Below are 16,873 nucleotides of genomic sequence, written 5' to 3'. Positions count from 1 at the left end.
ATAGAACAATGGCTGCATCGCAGAATCAGACAACTTATTCTTAAACGATGGAAAAGCTCACGTACGAAGATTGACAGACTATCCAAGCTTGGTCTCGATAAAGATAGCGCAAAGCGCGTCGGATTCTCCAGAAAGAAACACTGGAGGCTCTCCAAAACGCCCGAAGTTCATCGGGCACTTACGACGAAAAGACTCCACCATTGGGGCTTAATTTCATTAAGCCTCCTGGCAGAGTCTGCTTACTCAAGGTACTGAACCGCCGTGTACGGAACCGTACGCACGGTGGTGTGAGAGGACGGTAGATGAACTAATCATCTACCTCCTACTCGATTAGCTTCGTTCTTTTCCTTGGCTTTGTCTGCGTCAGCCGGTAGCTTTCGCTGATGATCCGGTCCGCAATTGGATAGAGCGTTTCGGAGGCGAGCCGCAGGGTGATCCAATGGGTTTTGTTCATATGGTAGGCAGGCATGATTTCCGGCACAGACTCGCGCAGATATTCGTTCCGCTCCGGCGTGTTTTTTACGTTCAGCCAGATTTCATTGTTGCGTTCATAGATGTAGGCGAACGATTTGCGGTTGCCTTCATGGCGCATGACGGTCCAATTGGGGTCATCGAAAGGGTAGTCCTCGATGACGTGTGCGTGTTCCTGGCAAAGGGCAATCAGGCGGTTCCTGACAGTATTGCATTCTTCCATTTGCTGTTCCTTCTTTCCGGTTCATTGGATGCTCCATACATTATAGTAAATTTATTCAAACTTGGCTTGTATCGTGTCGGATCTATTGACAAATAATCGGAGAGTGCGATAATAGATAGCGTGCTATGTATATTTCGATGGAAAGGAGAAAATGCTGTGGTATCACGCGACATGATGGGAGTTTACATCCCGATGCTGCATAACCAATTCAAGGAGCAAATGAACCGCATGGTAGGGAAAATCGATCTGACCACGTCCCAGATCCACGTCCTGTTCTATCTGAAGGGCCGTGGCGACGAAGAAGTGATCCAGAGAGACATCGAAGAGAAGTTCAATCTTTCCAATCCGACCGTGACCGGCATCATCAAGCGTTTGGAAGCGAAAGGATTCGTCACGCGCACGGTCAGTTCGAAGGATGCCCGCTCCAAGAGCATCCATCTGACTGAAAAAAGCATCGCTGCATCGGAAGAGATGAAGCGGGCTATGCAGGAAGCCAACAAGAAAGTGTTCGAAGGCTTCAGCGAAGAGGAACTGGATGTTTTGGAAGGCTGCTTCAAAAGGATGCTGCATAACCTCGAAGGCGGCGGATGCGGCCATGGGCATTGGCATAAACGAGAGAACAGACAAAATTAGGAAAGAAAAGGGAAATGCAGATGAAAGTGATAATGAAATACCTGAAACCATTTGCCGGCGCGATCTTGGTCAGCCTGCTGATTCTTTTCGGGCAGGCGATCGGGGAATTGAGCCTGCCGAATCTGATGAGCGATATCGTCAAAACTGGTATCCAAAATGGAGGCATCGAACAGGAAGCTCCTGAAGCGCTCCCCTCTGATGGGTTCGCGCTCATGACGCTGTTCATGGATGAAAAAGATAAAGAAACGTTCCAGGAAAGCTATCAGCTGATCGAAGGCGGATCGGCGCAGGCAGAGGCATACAAGGATGAATTTCCTGATAGCCGGAATGCCGACCTGTATGTTCTGGACGAAACCGATCCGGAACGCTTGTCCGCTTTGGAGAGCATCTTCAGCAAGGCAAGCTACAGCTTTGTGACATTCATGAAGGAAATGGGCGGGCAGCAAGGAGATGCGGCTACAGTCGGCACTGAGAGCGGATTCGAAGATGTCGACATGAACCAGCTGTATGCGCTCTTGCCGCAATTGCAATTCCTGCCGAAGGAAGCCTTCGCGGAGTCCATGGAGGTTGCCGAAGCGGCCGAGCCGATGCTCTACAGTCAAATCGGGATCCTGTTCACGAAACTTTTCTATCAGGATCTGGGAGCGGATATGGATGCAATCCAGAATCGCTATATCATGACAAAAGGCGCCCAGATGCTCGCCATCGCGCTTGCGGTGTCCATCGCTTCCGTGGCGGTCGCTTATTTCTCTTCCCGGGTCGCTGCAAAAGTGTCCGGAAAAATGAGAAGGGATGTTTTTGCCAAAGTCGAAAGCTTCTCCAATGCCGAATTTGATAATTTTTCGACCGCATCGCTGATAACGCGCACGACCAATGATGTGCAGCAGATCCAGCAACTGATCACGATCGGCATCCGTATGCTCTGCTATGCGCCGATTTTGGCGACCGGCGGCCTGATTATGGCGATCGACAAGAGCGTCTCGTTGGCATGGACGATCGCAGTCGCGGTCATTGCCCTCCTCGGCATCATGCTGTCGATTCTGTCGATCGCGATGCCGAAGTTCAAAATGCTGCAGAGCTTGACGGACCGCTTGAATCTTGTCAGCCGCGAGAATCTTTCCGGGATGATGGTCATCCGCGCTTTCGGGAATGAATCATTTGAAGAGAACCGCTTCAATGATGCAAATGAAGAATATACGTACACGAACCGCTTCGTGCAACGTCTGATGTCGTTATTGATGCCAGCGATGATGCTCGTCATGAACGGCGTTTCGATCCTGATCATCTGGTTCGGCAGCCAGCAGGTCGCTGACTCAGCCTTGCAGATCGGGGATATGATGGCCTACATCCAGTATGTGATGCAGATCATCATGGCCTTCCTGATGATTTCGATGATGTTCATCTTCCTGCCGCGCGCTTCCGTTTCGGCAATCCGGATCGGGGAAGTTTTGGATACGGATTTGAGCATAACTGATCCAAAAGAGGCGCAAGTGAACAGCAAGAACGAGGGCGTCATCACCTTCAACAATGTCTCCTATCATTATCCGAAGGCGAGCGAGAATGTGCTGAGCGGCATTTCCTTCACAGCAAGGCCAGGCGAAACGACGGCGATCATCGGCTCGACCGGTTCCGGCAAATCGACGCTGATCAATCTGATCCCGCGCTTCTATGATGTGACGGACGGCGCCATCGAAATCGACGGCATCGACATCCGCAAAATGACGCAAGCCGAGCTGCGCCGCAACATCGGCTATGTTCCGCAAAAAGGGATGCTCTTCTCAGGGGACATCGCCTCCAACATTTCGTACGGAAAAGACGACGCTTCGATGGATGACATCATGAAAGCCATCGAAGTCGCCCAAGCGCAAAACTTCGTAGCGGAGATGGAAGAAGGCATCGAAACGGCCATCGCGCAAGGCGGCGGCAACGTCAGCGGCGGCCAGAAACAGCGCTTGGCCATCGCCCGCGCCTTGGTGAAAAAAGCGCCGATCTATATTTTTGACGACAGTTTTTCGGCTTTGGACTTCAAAACCGATGCGGCGTTGCGTTCCGCATTGGATGACTACACGGATAACGCAACCGTCTTGATCGTGGCGCAGCGGATCAGCACCATCATGGATGCGGAGCAGATCATCGTCCTCGATAAAGGCAAAATCGTCGGGATAGGGACTCACGATGCGTTGATGAAAAATTGTGAGACTTACCAAGAAATTGCTAAATCTCAGCTTTCAGAGGAGGAATTAGCATGAGCGAAATGAAACAAAGAAGACCGCAAGGCGGCCCGGGTGGCCATGGTCCGATGGGCGGCATGAGCATGCCGGTCGTGAAAGCGAAAGACTTCAAAGGCGGGTTCAAAAAATTGGCCGCTTACCTGTCGCCTTTCAAATGGGTGATGACGGTTGTCTTCATCTTGGCTGTCGCCTCCTCGCTGTTCGGGATCGTCGGACCGAAAATCATGGCGTTGGCCATCGATAAATTGGTCGCCGGCGTCATGCTGAAATTCACCGGCGGATCCGGCGAAATCGATTTCGATTACATCGGGAAAGTGCTGTTGGGGCTTTTGGGGCTGTACGTGCTCAGCGCCACTTTCTCCTATCTGCAAGGTTTCCTGATGTCAGGTGTCTCCGCAAAAGTTTCCTACAAACTGCGCAAAGACATCATGGAGAAAATCAACAAATTGCCGCTGGCCTATTTCCACAAGAACAGCCAAGGCGATGTGCTCTCCCGGATCACGAACGATGTGGACACCCTGAATACCAGCTTGAACCAGAGCCTGACCCAGATCATCACATCGGTCACAACCTTAGTAGGGGTCTTCATCATGATGCTGACGATCAGCTGGTCGCTGACGCTCGTCATCCTTGGCGTGCTGGTCGTGTCGATGATGCTGCTGATGCTGATCATGTCGAAATCGCAGAAGCATTTCGCCAACCAGCAGAAATATTTGGGTGCGGTCAATGGCCACGTCGAAGAGATGTACGGCGGACATGTGGTCATGAAAGCCTTCAACGGCGAAGAAAAATCGGTCGCCGCTTTCGACAAAGAGAACGATCAGTTGATCGAGGCCGGCTTCAAGGCCGAATTCCTTTCCGGTCTGATGATGCCTTTGCTGAGCCTGATCGGCAATCTCGGCTATGTCGTCGTCTGCATCATGGGTGGCGCGATGGCGGCTGCCGGAAGCATGACGATCGGGGATATCCAAGCCTTCCTGCAGTACGTGCGCAACTTCACCCAGCCGCTGACGCAAGTCGCGCAAGTGGGGAGCCAGTTGCAGCGGATGGTGGCCGCCTCTGAGCGGATCTTCGAGTTCCTGGAAGAGGAAGAAGAGACCGTGACCGAAGCGAAAATCGCGATGGCGACCGCCGATGTCAAGGGCAATGTCCGTTTTGAACACGTCAAGTTCGGTTATGAACCGGATCATCTGGTCATCAAGGATTTCTCGGCCGATATCAAAGAAGGGCAAAAAGTCGCATTGGTCGGTCCGACCGGTGCCGGCAAGACGACGATGGTCAAATTGCTGATGCGTTTCTATGACCTGACGGACGGCGCCATCTACATCGACAACCACAACCTCACCGATTTCACCCGCAGCGATCTGCGCACGGAATTCGGGATGGTGCTGCAGGATACGTGGCTGTACAACGGCACCATCAAGGAGAATATCCGCTACGGCAAGCTGGATGCGACGGATGAAGAAGTCATCGCCGCCGCCAAAGCCGCGCAGGTGGACCATTTCGTCCGGACGCTGCCGGATGGCTACAATATGGTGCTGAACGAGGAAGCCAACAACGTTTCGCAGGGCGAAAAACAATTGCTGACGATCGCACGCGCCATCCTTGCCGATCCGCAGATCATGATCCTGGATGAGGCGACGAGTTCGGTCGATACGCGTACGGAAGTGCTGATCCAGAAAGCGATGGATACGCTGATGCAGGGCCGCACGAGCTTCATCATCGCGCATCGCCTGTCGACCATCAAGAATGCCGACCTGATCCTCTGCATGAACAACGGGGACATCGTCGAACAAGGGAATCACGAAGAATTGCTGGCGAAAGGCGGCTTCTACGCCGACCTCTACAACAGCCAATTCGACGAAGAGGAAGAATAAGTAACAGTCCAGGGGCTGTCTCCAAATGAGGCAGCCCCGTCGTTGTTCACTAAAATACCATGAATTATTCACTCGAGGTGGGAACTGTGGAAACATTGATTTATAATCTTTTAGCATACATAAATAATTCCCTGGATAAGGATATTAACTACCATATAGCGAAGAGCTTATTGGAAAATTTCCATAAGATTGAGGGCTTTTCATTGGAAACAGCAGCAGAGGTATGCAATGTAGCGCCTTCCACAATTAATCGTTTCTGCAAAAGAATTGGTTTCAGAAATTTTTCAAACTTGAGGAATTCTGTAAATAATTATGGGGCATCTTTTGAAAAAAACGATATCGCCCTAAGTGGGGACAGCTTTATAGCGCAATTAAAGGAAAACGTGGAAATGATCGAAAATATCCCAAGGGAACAGATTGAGCGGATTGTAAAACAAATCAGCAAATCCCGCAGAGTGGTCATATTAGGTTTTGAAAAGCATCAAATCCAAGCTTTGGAGTTACAAAAAAAATTGCTGCTTGCAGGGAAATTTTGTGAATGCAACACAAATATTTTCAAACAAATGGATGCTCTGGATACATTGACGGAGGAAGATATGATCATCACGATTTCCATACAGGGATACTTACTGTCAGAGGATTTCCTCTTGTTTGAAAAAATCAAAAGGACAAAGGGAAAGAAATTGCTCATCACCTTCTCGAAACCGCAGCAACATCCAGAGTTATTTGATGAAATTTTACAGTGCGGAAAAATTGAAAACAGTGCTGTCAGCAGTCAAACCTTATTACGGTTGTTTGATGTATTGTTCCATTGATTCCGACAGCAACATGCTTTTTGGATTTGAACTGGTCTCTTTTGGACCAGTTTTTTTTGTAGCATTAAATTACAATGAAGATTAGAAACAAATAAAAGTCGAAAGAAGGAATAGAATATGACATTTCCAGAAGGATTTTTATGGGGCGGAGCAACGGCTGCGAACCAATTAGAAGGAGCTTACAACGAGGGTGGTAAAGGACTCTCCATTTTTGATATGGTTCAGTTTGTACCAAAAGAAGAGCGTGGAAATGAAATTGAAATGGATGTCAGAAGCAAAAAGGAGCTTGAGGATCTTTTGGCAGGAAAAGGCGGAGACAACTTCCCGAAACGTCGTGGGATTGACTTCTACCACCGTTATAAAGAAGATATTGCACTGTTTGCAGAAATGGGCTTCAAAACATTCCGCATGTCCATCTCTTGGCCGCGCATTTTTCCGAATGGTGATGATAGAGAGCCGAACGAAGAAGGACTGGCTTTCTATGACAAAGTATTCGATGAATTATTGAAATATGGCATTGAACCACTTGTGACGTTATCACACTACGAAATTCCGCTTGCTTTAGTTCAAAAATACAACGGCTGGGCAGATCGACGCGTCGTTGATTTCTTTGTTCATTATGCAGAAACGGTATTCAACCGTTATAAAGGAAAAGTGAAATACTGGTTAACGTTCAATGAAATCAACATTTCAACGTTGTCCCCATATATCGGCAGCGGCGTTCTTATAGATGAAGTAGAACACAAAGAACAAACGGTTTATCAGGCATTGCATCATCAGTTTGTAGCAAGCGCCAGAGCGGTCAAGGCCTGTCATGAAATGATCCCTGATGCCATGATCGGCTGTATGCTGGCCCGTATGGAAGTGTATCCAGAAACATGCAGTCCGGATGATGTATTGGAAGCACTGAAAGAAGACCAAATGAACCTCTTCTTCACTGATGTCCAGGTTCGTGGCTATTATCCAAGCTTCATGTTAAGTTATTTTGAGGAAAATGATATTAAGCTTGACATGCTTCCTGGCGATGAAGAACTATTGCTGCAACATACTGTGGATTTCCTATCCTTCAGTTACTATATGTCAATGGTTGCCAGCGGAGCTCCTGGCAAGAAGAAGGAAAAAGGCAACTTCTTCAGCGGTGTGAAAAACCCTTATTTGGAGTCCTCCGACTGGGGATGGCAAATCGACCCGAAAGGATTGCGCATTACCTTAAAGAAAATGTACGATCGCTACCAAGTACCGTTGTTCATCGTGGAAAATGGACTTGGAGCCTACGATAAAGTAGAGGAAGACGGCTCGATCAACGACGATTACCGTATTGACTATATGCGTGCACACATTGAGCAAATGGAAGAAGCGATCAAAGAGGGTGTAGATCTTATGGGTTACACAAGCTGGGGCTGTATCGATCTGATCAGCGCAAGCACTTCTGAAATGTCCAAACGTTACGGTTTCATCTACGTGGATCAAGACGATTACGGCAATGGGACTTTAGCGAGAAGCAAGAAAAAATCATTTGATTGGTACAAGCAAGTAATTGCCACAAATGGAAAAGAACTGTAGATAGAACTTAAGCAGGGGGTGTCTCAAAATAAAATGAGGCACTCCCTTTTGTGCGTTCGGATTGATCCGGAGCTGCGGCGGCTTTTACCGGAAACCGAAGCGAAACCGGAAAGAAACCGGATGAGGAACCTGTTTGATAAAAATGTTTGACAAAGTGAGAAACAGATGTTATATTTAATTAAATTTTAATATAAGAGCGATGAAGAGAAGAGTACCTTTCGATCGTCATTCCAGAGAGCCCCGGCAGGTGAAAAGGGGTATGATGAAAAGAAGCGAAGATGGTCTCGGAGCAAAGCAATGCGGATAGTGTTGCTTCGGTTTGTGCACGATAGCGCACAGGAGTATAACAAGCGTCAGCTTGCGTACTTTTAAAGGTATGGATCGCGAGGTCCCTACGAACATGGGTGGTAACACGAAGAGCTTTCGTCCCTGTATTTCAATCAGTTGGAATATAGGGACGAGGGCTTTTTTCTTTTTGTAAAAACAGAGGACTGGACAGAAGCAACCTCGGCTGATCGGCAATGACCCAGAAGAGCAACCGCTATGCAAGAATAAATCGAAAAACAGAAGGGAAAGATGACAAATGACAGAGAAAAATTACAGTTTTGAAACGTTGCAAGTACATGCAGGCCAAGTGCCGGACCCCGTTACCGGAGCCCGGGCGGTGCCGATCTACCAGACGACCGCTTTCGTCTTCGACAGCGCAGAGCAGGCTGCCGGCCGTTTCGCTTTGACGGATGCCGGGAATGTATACACCCGTTTGACGAACCCTACCACCGCAGTCGTGGACGCGCGGGTAGCGGCGCTTGAGGGCGGCACCTCCGCGGTTACGGTCGCTTCCGGTTCGGCTGCGATCACGTACGCTATCCTGAACGTAGCGAATGCGGGCGACGAAATCGTTGCTGCCAGCACGCTCTATGGCGGAACTTATAACCTTTTCAGCGCAACCTTGCCTAATTTGGGCATCAACACGACTTTCATTGATCCGGAAGATACGGCCAACTTCGAAGCTGCCATCACGGAAAAGACGAAAGCCATCTTCATCGAATCGATCGGAAACCCGAGCACCAACCTGATCGATATCGAAAAGGTCGCCGAAATCGCGCATAGCCACGGCATCATTTTGATCGTGGACAACACGTTCGGGACGCCTTACCTGATCCGTCCGTTCGAATTCGGCGCCGATGTGGTGGTCCACTCAGCCACGAAATTCCTGGGCGGCCACGGCACAACCATGGGCGGTGTCATCGTCGAATCCGGTAAATTCGATTTCGCTGCCAGCGGAAGATATCCTGGCTTCACGACGCCGGATGCGCATTACAACGGATTGGTCTATACGGATCTGGGGCCGGGCGCGTTCACGACCAAAATCCGCGTGCAGTTGCTGCGCGATACGGGAGCCTGCATCGGGCCGATCGATTCCTTCCTGTTGCTGCAAGGGATCGAAACGTTGTCGTTGCGCGTTGAACGCCATGTTGAAAATACCCGCAAGGTCGTCGCTTATCTGGCGAACCACCCGAAAGTCTCTTGGGTAAATTATCCGGAACTTCCGGAAAGCAAGTACAAGCCTTTAGCCGACAAGTACTTCCCGAAAGGGGCCGGATCGATCTTCACATTCGGCATCGAAGGCGGCAAGCAAGCTGGCATCGAGTGGATCGACAAACTGGAATTGTTCTCGCTGCTTGCCAACGTTGCTGATGCGAAATCTCTGGTCATCCACCCGGCCAGCACGACCCACGCGCAGCTTAGCGAAGAGGACCTTGTCGCTGCCGGTGTTTCCGGGGACATGATCCGTCTGTCGATCGGGATCGAAAATGCCGACGACATCATCGCTGATCTGGATCAGGCGTTCGCGCAGATCTGATCCAGATATTTCCGGTAAATCAGGCACCGCACCGGCTACTCCGGTGAACGGAGGCTTCGCCGGAGTTCGGGCGTCATTTCGGGGTGCGTCCTCCGGTGAGCGCACTTTGGTCGGAGTCGAAGCCGAAATTATCCGGTGTCTTCCGCTCAGCGACCGCCACACCGGAGGAGCGGTCTTATACCGTGAATATCCATAACAGAGCATACATGCGAAAAGCCCGGAACTGTCCACAAAGAGACGGTTTCGGGCTTTTCGCCTATTGATTGCGGCCAAAAAGATGGAATGCTATACTGTTCCTAGTGATGATTAAGAAGAGAGGAGAGCGGTCATGAAAGCGAAATTGCGGATTTTTTTGACCTTGATGCGTGGTATTTTTTCCGATGTGGCTATTCAAGGGGTGGAGTCTGCCCAAAAATCAAAAAAATTCAGACAAAAATACGCTTCTTGCTGCTTATCCTGACAAAGCGATAAGTCCGGCTATGGGGGCCTCCCGTAGCTATTTTTTTTGCAAGAAAAGAAGGGACTTCAAATGGAAAATCACATATCGTTACGTAAAAATATATCTCTGGCAAAAAAATATGCCTTCATCCAATATTTTGGCATCACCTCGTTATGGCTGCTTTACCTGAGTTCATTCAAAGGGATGAGCTTGGTGCAGATCGGTTTCCTGGAAGCCATCTTCCACATCACGAGTTTTGCTTTTGAAGTGCCGTCTGGTGCTTTGGCGGACCGTTTCGGCTACAAAAAAATCCTGCTGTTCGGGAAAGTGATGGCCATCATCAGCTCGATCGGGATGATCTACGGTCAGAGTTTCTCTCATTTTGCGATTGCGTTCGCGTTCTCGGCGCTTTCCTACAATTTCAACTCGGGGACCTACGAAGCGCTGGTCTTCGAAAGCATGAAAGGAGTGAACGAGGAGAGCGGCTATCTGGACAAGCTGGCCCACATCAATTTCCTGATCGAGATCAGTGCCCAAAGCGGCGTGATCCTTGCCGGTATTTTGGCCGATGCGTATTTCCCGGCCGTCTATATGGTCAATATCCTTCTCTGCATACTGAATATGTTCCTGATTTACCGCATGGTAGAGCCAATCAAGCGACTGGGTCCGCAGTTGGATGAAACAGTTGGATTTTCCGAAAAAGTGGGGCAGTCCTACACCCGGATACTGGGGAATGCCTGGCGGTTGCTGATGCGGCATAAAGAGCTCCGGGGCTGGATCCTGTTTTTTGCCTTGCTGGACAGCTTTGCGGCCACCTATTATTTCTATTTCCAGAACTACCTGTCGGAGCTGGGCTACAACGGCAAGTCTACGAGTTTCTATCTGTTTGCGGCTGCCCTGTTCGGTATCTTCGGAGCAAAATTTTCTCCGGCAATCGAGCAGAAACTCCAAAAAAAACGGATTCCTTATGTTTTTCCCGCAGTTGTTTCCTTGTCGTTGCTCCTCTCGGCATCGGGAAATCGGCTGCTGATATTTGTTGGATTTGTGCTTTCGATCATTTTTTCAGCGGTGTCACCGACGATCGCGAGCGCCTACATCAACCAGTTGATCCCTTCCGAAGAAAGGGCGACGCTTTTGAGCGCGAACAGTATGGCCTACAGCCTCTGCATGATCATTCTTTTTCCGGTGATCGGAGGCGTCATCGATCTGTTGGATTTCCGGATCGCGTATCTGCTGATGGCGTTGGCCATCATTCTGGTCGGAGGCAGCTTTGCGACAATCGCAATAAACCGGAGCCGCTCCCGCGGTTAAACGATACAAAAAGAGCCTGCTGCCGGGATACATTTTTCGGCAGCAGGCTCTTTTTCGTCATAGATATTTTTTCAGCACCGACCAGTCCGCCAACTTTTCGGGCAAGGTCTTGACGTGCTTGCCGCGCATGGGACTGCTCGAAGGCAGCGGCAGGTAGACCAATCCTGCGCTCTCATCCAGACCGAAGTGCTTTTTGTAGCTGCGGAAAGCTTTCCCGCCGTTGAAGGCGATGGCCTTGATCTGGGGATGTTCGCGCAGAAGGCTGTTCAGATCGTTCGGGTGCTCCTCTTTGATGGCCGAATCGAGGCTGCCTTCGCGGTAACAGGAGTGGATCACATCCCAGAGGGCGACGTGATGCCGTTTCAGCAGCGACAGGCGCTCGGCATAGTCCAGCGGATCCGTTTCTTCGAGGATGGAGAAGATGATTTCCCAAAAATGGTTCCGCGGATTCCCGTAATAGTGTTGTGCCTCCAATGATTTCACTCCGGGCATCGAACCAAGGATCAGGACTTTGGCATGCGGGTCGATGACAGGCGGCATCGAGTATAGTCTGTCGGTTTGTTGCATAAGGATTTCATCCTTTCACAGTCAGTTTCCCCATCATTTTACCAAAAGCGCGCCGGAGCAGGAAACATTCAGGCTTGCTGATTTTTTTTCATAAAACAGTTGACGGACGGATGACGATGCGTTAAAATAATCCCAACATTAAGAAATCGTTAGAAAAATCATTTCCATCTAATCAAACCGATAATCAAGAGGAGTACGCATCATACCTAGTTTCCAGAGAGTCGCCGCCAGTGAGAGTGCGATAGCTTAGGGGATGCCGAATGGACTTGAGAGGGTTGCCTTGAAAAGAGTAGGGGCAAACGGGGAACCTGATCCGTTAACAGACAGGCGCATATGTTGGTATGCGAACGAGTGGGCGGTTTTTATCGTCAATTTGGGTGGTATCGCAGGAGATTACAAGCTCTTGTCCCTTTTAATGGGGGACAAGGGCTTTTTTTGTACACAAAAAATGATGAGGTGAATGAAATGCTAGAGATAAAAGCAACGAAACAGACCGAACAGATTCTTCCGGAAGACAGCATGAAAGCCGCGATCGATAAACTCGTGAAAAAAGAAGAACTTTCTCCGCAATTGACGAAAACCATCATGCAGCAGATCATGAGCGGTCAAGCCAGCCCGGTCCAGATTGCGGCTTATCTGACAGCCATGCGCATGAAAGGCGAGACGGCCGGCGAAATCAGTGCCTCCGCCGAAGTGATGCGGGATTTTTCGAACAAGGTGCAGACGAAGACGACAGCCTTGGACATCGTCGGAACCGGCGGCGATCAAGCTTTCACCTTCAACATCTCGACCGTTTCCTCCTTTGTCATTGCAGCCGCAGGAATCCCGGTGGCGAAACACGGCAACCGCAGCTCCTCTAGCAAATGCGGCAGCGCGGATGTGCTGGAAGAGTTGGGCGTGAACATCGAAGCCAGCGCCCAGCGCAGCGAAGCGATGCTGGAAGAAATCGGCATGTGTTTCATGTATGCCCAAAAATATCACCCGTCGATGAAGCATGCCGCACCCGTCAGGAAAGAAATGGGCGTCCGGACAATCTTCAATGTCCTCGGCCCCTTGGCGAACCCGGCCAACGCGAATATGCAACTGCTCGGCGTGTATGATGTCGCACTCGTGGACACGATGGCTGAAGTGCTGAACCAATTGCAGATGGAACGGGCCTTGGTGTTCGGCGGAAATGACGGTCTGGATGAAATCACCTTGACCACAACATCGGAAGTCGCGGAGCTCCGGAACGGCAAAGTCACCCACTTCACGTTCGATCCGAAAGACTACGGTTTCGAGTACTGCACGAACGAAGATCTGGTCGGCGGCGAGCCGGCTGAGAATGCCGCCATCGCCTTGGCCATCCTGAACGGCGAAAAAGGACCGAAGCGCGACACGGTGCTGTTGAACGCCGGCATGGCCATCTATCTGGCCAACGACGGCTATACGATTGCTGACGGCATCAAACGCGCCGCCGAACTGATCGACAGCGGAGCGGCCCTGGAAAAACTGCAGCAATTCATCAAAGCATCACAGGAGGCGACAAAATGATCTTGGACGACATCATAGCAGCGACAGAGATACGCGTGGAAAAAGCCAAACAAGCCATCCCGCTAGAAGAAATGAAACAAGCCGCCTTGGCACTGCCGATCACTCAGGAGTTCCCCTTCGAAAAGGCGCTGACCGGCGACGGGATCCGCTTCATCTGTGAATGCAAGAAGGCATCCCCTTCCAAAGGCGTGATCGTGGAGGATTTCCCTTACCTCGAGATCGCCAAGGACTACGAGGAAGCCGGCGCATCCGCGCTTTCGGTATTGACGGAGCCGGATTTTTTCCAAGGCGAAAACCGCTTCCTGACCGAAATCAAACAGGCAGTCTCGCTGCCTGTCATACGCAAAGATTTCATCATCGATGCCTACCAGATTTATGAGGCGAAAGTCATCGGCGCGGATGCCGTGCTGTTGATCGCGACCATCCTGAACGAGGAAGAATTGGATGCTTTCCAACGCTTGGCCCGCGAACTGGGGCTTTCAGCGTTGGTGGAAGCCCACACCGAAGAAGAACTGCTGAAAGCGTTGCGGACCAATCCGAAGATCATCGGCGTCAACAACCGCGATCTGAAGACCTTCAAAGTCGATATCCAACAGTCCATCAGGCTGCGCGCGCTGGTGCCGGATGACATCCTTTTCGTGGCCGAGAGCGGCATTTCGGAAAGGCAACAGGTCATCGAACTGGAGGAGGGCCATGTCGATGCCATCCTGATCGGCGAAACGATGATGCTCTCGCCGGACAAAAAAGGTATGCTGGACCGCCTGCGGGGGATCGGCTGATGGTCAAGGTGAAAATCTGCGGCCTGAAACGGGTCGAGGATGCCGAAATGCTGAACGAGCTGCGACCGGATTTCGCCGGCTTCATTTTCGCCCCCAGCAAGCGCCGGATTTCATTGGAGCAGGCGCTGCAGATCAGGGCAGCCTTGACGGAAGCCATACCGGCAGTCGGCGTCTTCGTCAACGAACCGATCGAAAACATCGTCGCCATCGTCGAAAGCCGGGCAATCCAGATCGTGCAGCTCCACGGCGAGGAGGACAACACCTATATAGAAGAGTTGGGCAAGCGGATCACGCTGCCGATCATCAAAGCGGTCGCGGTCAAGGACGCCGATGATGTCAGGCAGGAATACGCCGCCGACATCATCCTTTATGACACGTACCAAAGCGGCGTGGCAGGCGGGACGGGCAAGACATTCAACTGGGAACTGCTGAAGGAAGCGAAGCAGCCGTTCTTTCTGGCGGGCGGCCTGCATGCCGGCAACCTCGAAGCGGCCATCGAACAAGTGCAGCCATACGCAGTGGACATCTCGAGCGGCGTCGAAACGGACGGGGCGAAGGATTTTGAAAAAATCAGAGCAGTAATGGAAATCATTAGGAGGTCAACAAAATGACAAGTTATTTCGGAGCACATGGGGGACAGTTCATTCCCGAAACGTTGATGAACGCTTGCTTGGAACTGTCGGAAGCTTTTTTCCGATTCAAAGAGGATCCGGCTTTCAAGAAAGAGCTGAACGATTTGCTGGACAATTACGCAGGCAGGCCATCCCGCCTCTATTTCGCGGAAAAGATGACGAAGGACCTCGGCGGAGCGAAAGTCTACCTGAAACGCGAGGACCTGAACCACACGGGCTCGCATAAGATCAACAATGCGCTCGGCCAGGTGCTGTTGGCCAAAAAGATGGGCAAGAAACGGATCATCGCCGAGACCGGCGCCGGCCAGCACGGCGTGGCGACGGCAACAGCCGCCGCGCTTTTGGACATGGAATGCGTCGTCTACATGGGCGAAGAGGACACCCAGCGCCAAGCCTTGAATGTGTTCCGGATGGAATTGTTGGGCACGAAAGTGATTCCTGTGACGAGCGGCACCGCCACCCTCAAGGATGCGGTCAACGAAGCGATGAAGGATTGGGCTTCCACGTTTGAAGAGTCGCATTACTGCATCGGCTCGGTCATGGGTCCGCATCCCTTCCCGACCATGGTCCGCGATTTCCAGAAGATCATCGGGGAAGAGACCAAAGCCCAGATGGCCCAGGCGGAAGGCAAACTGCCGGATGTCGTGATGGCTTGCGTCGGCGGCGGTTCGAATGCAATCGGGACTTTCTATGATTTCATCGGCGACGAAAGCGTGCGGCTGATCGGCTGCGAGGCTGCCGGCAGAGGCATCCACACGCAGGACACGGCGGCAACGATCGCTACGGGAACGCCGGGTATTTTCCACGGCATGAAATCCTATTTCTGCCAAGACGAATACGGCCAGATCGCGCCCGTCTACTCGATTTCGGCCGGTCTGGACTATCCGGGCATCGGACCCGAACACGCGGATCTCTATGACCGCGGCCGCGCCGAGTACGTTTCGGTTACTGATGACGAGGCTGTTGCCGCCTTCGAATATCTGGCGCGGATGGAAGGCATCATCCCGGCCATCGAAAGCTCGCATGCGCTCGCGCATGCCATGGTCCTGGCGCCGACTTTGGATCCGGAAAAGATCATCGTCATCTGCCTGTCGGGCCGGGGCGACAAGGACGTTGCCGCAATCGCAAGGTATAAAGGAGTGGACATCCATGAATAAAATCACAGCTGCCTTCAAGCACAAGGCATTCATACCGTTCGTGACGGCGGGGGATCCCGATCTGGAAACAACGAAGGAACTGATCAGGGAAATCGTGGCCAACGGAGCGGACATCGTCGAAATCGGCATCCCGTTCTCCGATCCGGTGGCGGAAGGCCCTGCCATCCAGAAGGCTGATGAGCGGGCTTTGGCGAACGGCATCAACACGGACGATATTTTCCGGATGGTCGCGGAGTTGCGCACCGAAATCGACAAGCCCTTCGTTTTCATGACCTACATCAATCCAGTGTTCGTCTACGGCATCGATAAATTCATGGCGCGCTGCAAGGAGACCGGCGTCGATGGCGTCATCATCCCGGACGTCCCGTTCGAGGAGAAAGGTTTCATCCAGGCAGCCTGCCGGGAACATGGCATCACCTACATTTCCATGGTCGCTCCTTCATCGGCGGAACGGATCGCCATGATCGCCAAGGAAGCGGAAGGCTTCCTGTACGTCGTGTCTTCCTTGGGCGTCACCGGCGTCCGCAGCGACATCACGACCGACATCGGCAGCATGCTGGCCGAAATCCGCAAAATCAGCGACATCCCTTGCGCCATCGGCTTCGGGATCTCCAACGCCCGGCAGGCCAAAGCGATGAGCGAAGTCGGTGACGGCGTCATCATCGGTTCCGCGATCATCAACATCATGGAAAAATATGGGAAAGATTCGCCCAAACCGGTCGGAGCCTTCGTCGCGGAGATGGTGGGAGCAATCCGCAGCGGGAGCTGAAGGCCTTTC

The 16,873-nt window shown here is 51.5% G+C and carries 15 protein-coding genes and 1 other annotated feature; of the genes, 13 read left to right on the top strand and 2 right to left on the bottom strand.

The genetic code is table 11. The features are described 5' to 3' along the window. Positions 1-322 precede the first annotated feature (322 nt). Positions 323-694, bottom strand: coding sequence for an MmcQ/YjbR family DNA-binding protein (locus BMX58_RS11275; RefSeq protein WP_068624413.1), 372 nt, complete (start codon positions 692-694; stop codon positions 323-325). A gap of 156 nt (positions 695-850) precedes the next feature. Between BMX58_RS11275 and BMX58_RS11270 the strand changes: the two genes are divergently transcribed. From BMX58_RS11270 to BMX58_RS11240, 8 genes are all read left to right on the top strand, one after another. Beyond that, positions 851-1,327 carry a MarR family winged helix-turn-helix transcriptional regulator gene (locus tag BMX58_RS11270; protein WP_068624411.1) on the top strand — a complete coding sequence of 159 codons (477 nt, stop codon included), beginning with the start codon at positions 851-853 and terminating at the stop codon, positions 1,325-1,327. Between the two features lie 20 nt (positions 1,328-1,347). After that, positions 1,348-3,576 carry an ABC transporter ATP-binding protein gene (locus tag BMX58_RS11265; RefSeq protein ID WP_068624409.1) on the top strand — a complete coding sequence of 743 codons (2,229 nt, stop codon included), beginning with the start codon at positions 1,348-1,350 and terminating at the stop codon, positions 3,574-3,576. Continuing rightward, positions 3,573-5,435, top strand: coding sequence for an ABC transporter ATP-binding protein (locus tag BMX58_RS11260; RefSeq protein ID WP_068624407.1), 1,863 nt, complete (start codon positions 3,573-3,575; stop codon positions 5,433-5,435). The genes BMX58_RS11265 and BMX58_RS11260 overlap by 4 nt, the downstream gene beginning before the upstream one ends. Positions 5,436-5,521: 86 nt before the next feature. After that, positions 5,522-6,250 carry a MurR/RpiR family transcriptional regulator gene (locus BMX58_RS11255; RefSeq protein ID WP_162268641.1) on the top strand — a complete coding sequence of 243 codons (729 nt, stop codon included), beginning with the start codon at positions 5,522-5,524 and terminating at the stop codon, positions 6,248-6,250. 117 nt (positions 6,251-6,367) lie between these two features. After that, positions 6,368-7,813, top strand: a complete 1,446-nt coding sequence (locus BMX58_RS11250) for a glycoside hydrolase family 1 protein (RefSeq protein WP_068624403.1) — start codon at positions 6,368-6,370, stop codon at positions 7,811-7,813. A gap of 583 nt (positions 7,814-8,396) precedes the next feature. Continuing rightward, on the top strand, positions 8,397-9,677 hold the full coding sequence (locus tag BMX58_RS11245; protein ID WP_068624401.1) for an O-acetylhomoserine aminocarboxypropyltransferase/cysteine synthase family protein: 1,281 nt from the start codon (positions 8,397-8,399) through the stop codon (positions 9,675-9,677). Between the two features lie 328 nt (positions 9,678-10,005). Then, entirely contained in the window at positions 10,006-10,137 is a 132-nt protein-coding gene (locus BMX58_RS15010; RefSeq protein WP_275425230.1) for a hypothetical protein, read from the top strand. Positions 10,138-10,206: 69 nt separating this feature from the next. Further along, entirely contained in the window at positions 10,207-11,427 is a 1,221-nt protein-coding gene (locus BMX58_RS11240) for an MFS transporter (RefSeq protein ID WP_068624399.1), read from the top strand. Positions 11,428-11,484: 57 nt separating this feature from the next. Here BMX58_RS11240 and BMX58_RS11235 read toward each other — a convergent pair whose 3' ends face one another. Continuing rightward, the gene (locus tag BMX58_RS11235) at positions 11,485-11,994 is read right to left on the bottom strand and encodes a DNA-deoxyinosine glycosylase (RefSeq protein WP_068624397.1); all 510 of its coding nucleotides are present in this window, start codon (positions 11,992-11,994) and stop codon (positions 11,485-11,487) included. Between the two features lie 171 nt (positions 11,995-12,165). Beyond that, positions 12,166-12,408 (top strand) — a binding site (T-box leader). A gap of 51 nt (positions 12,409-12,459) precedes the next feature. Between BMX58_RS11235 and trpD the strand changes: the two genes are divergently transcribed. From trpD to trpA, 5 genes are read left to right on the top strand one after another with little or no spacing between them, the layout of a single operon-like run. Continuing rightward, positions 12,460-13,527 carry an anthranilate phosphoribosyltransferase gene (trpD, locus tag BMX58_RS11225; RefSeq protein WP_239420599.1) on the top strand — a complete coding sequence of 356 codons (1,068 nt, stop codon included), beginning with the start codon at positions 12,460-12,462 and terminating at the stop codon, positions 13,525-13,527. Further along, positions 13,524-14,306, top strand: coding sequence for an indole-3-glycerol phosphate synthase TrpC (gene trpC / locus BMX58_RS11220; protein ID WP_068624393.1), 783 nt, complete (start codon positions 13,524-13,526; stop codon positions 14,304-14,306). The genes trpD and trpC overlap by 4 nt, the downstream gene beginning before the upstream one ends. Next, positions 14,306-14,917 carry a phosphoribosylanthranilate isomerase gene (locus BMX58_RS11215; protein ID WP_068624391.1) on the top strand — a complete coding sequence of 204 codons (612 nt, stop codon included), beginning with the start codon at positions 14,306-14,308 and terminating at the stop codon, positions 14,915-14,917. Before trpC ends, BMX58_RS11215 begins: the two co-directional genes overlap by 1 nt. Then, complete coding sequence (gene trpB, locus BMX58_RS11210) at positions 14,914-16,095, top strand: tryptophan synthase subunit beta (protein WP_068624388.1); 1,182 nt, start codon at positions 14,914-14,916, stop codon at positions 16,093-16,095. The genes BMX58_RS11215 and trpB overlap by 4 nt, the downstream gene beginning before the upstream one ends. Beyond that, positions 16,088-16,864, top strand: coding sequence for a tryptophan synthase subunit alpha (gene trpA, locus BMX58_RS11205; protein WP_068624386.1), 777 nt, complete (start codon positions 16,088-16,090; stop codon positions 16,862-16,864). The genes trpB and trpA overlap by 8 nt, the downstream gene beginning before the upstream one ends. The last annotated feature ends 9 nt before the right edge of the window (positions 16,865-16,873 follow it).

This window comes from Trichococcus ilyis (genome assembly GCF_900109135.1).
Classification (GTDB): domain Bacteria; phylum Bacillota; class Bacilli; order Lactobacillales; family Aerococcaceae; genus Trichococcus; species Trichococcus ilyis.
The sequence above is the reverse complement of the archived record's forward strand: the minus strand, read 5'-3'. Positions and strand labels throughout refer to the sequence as shown.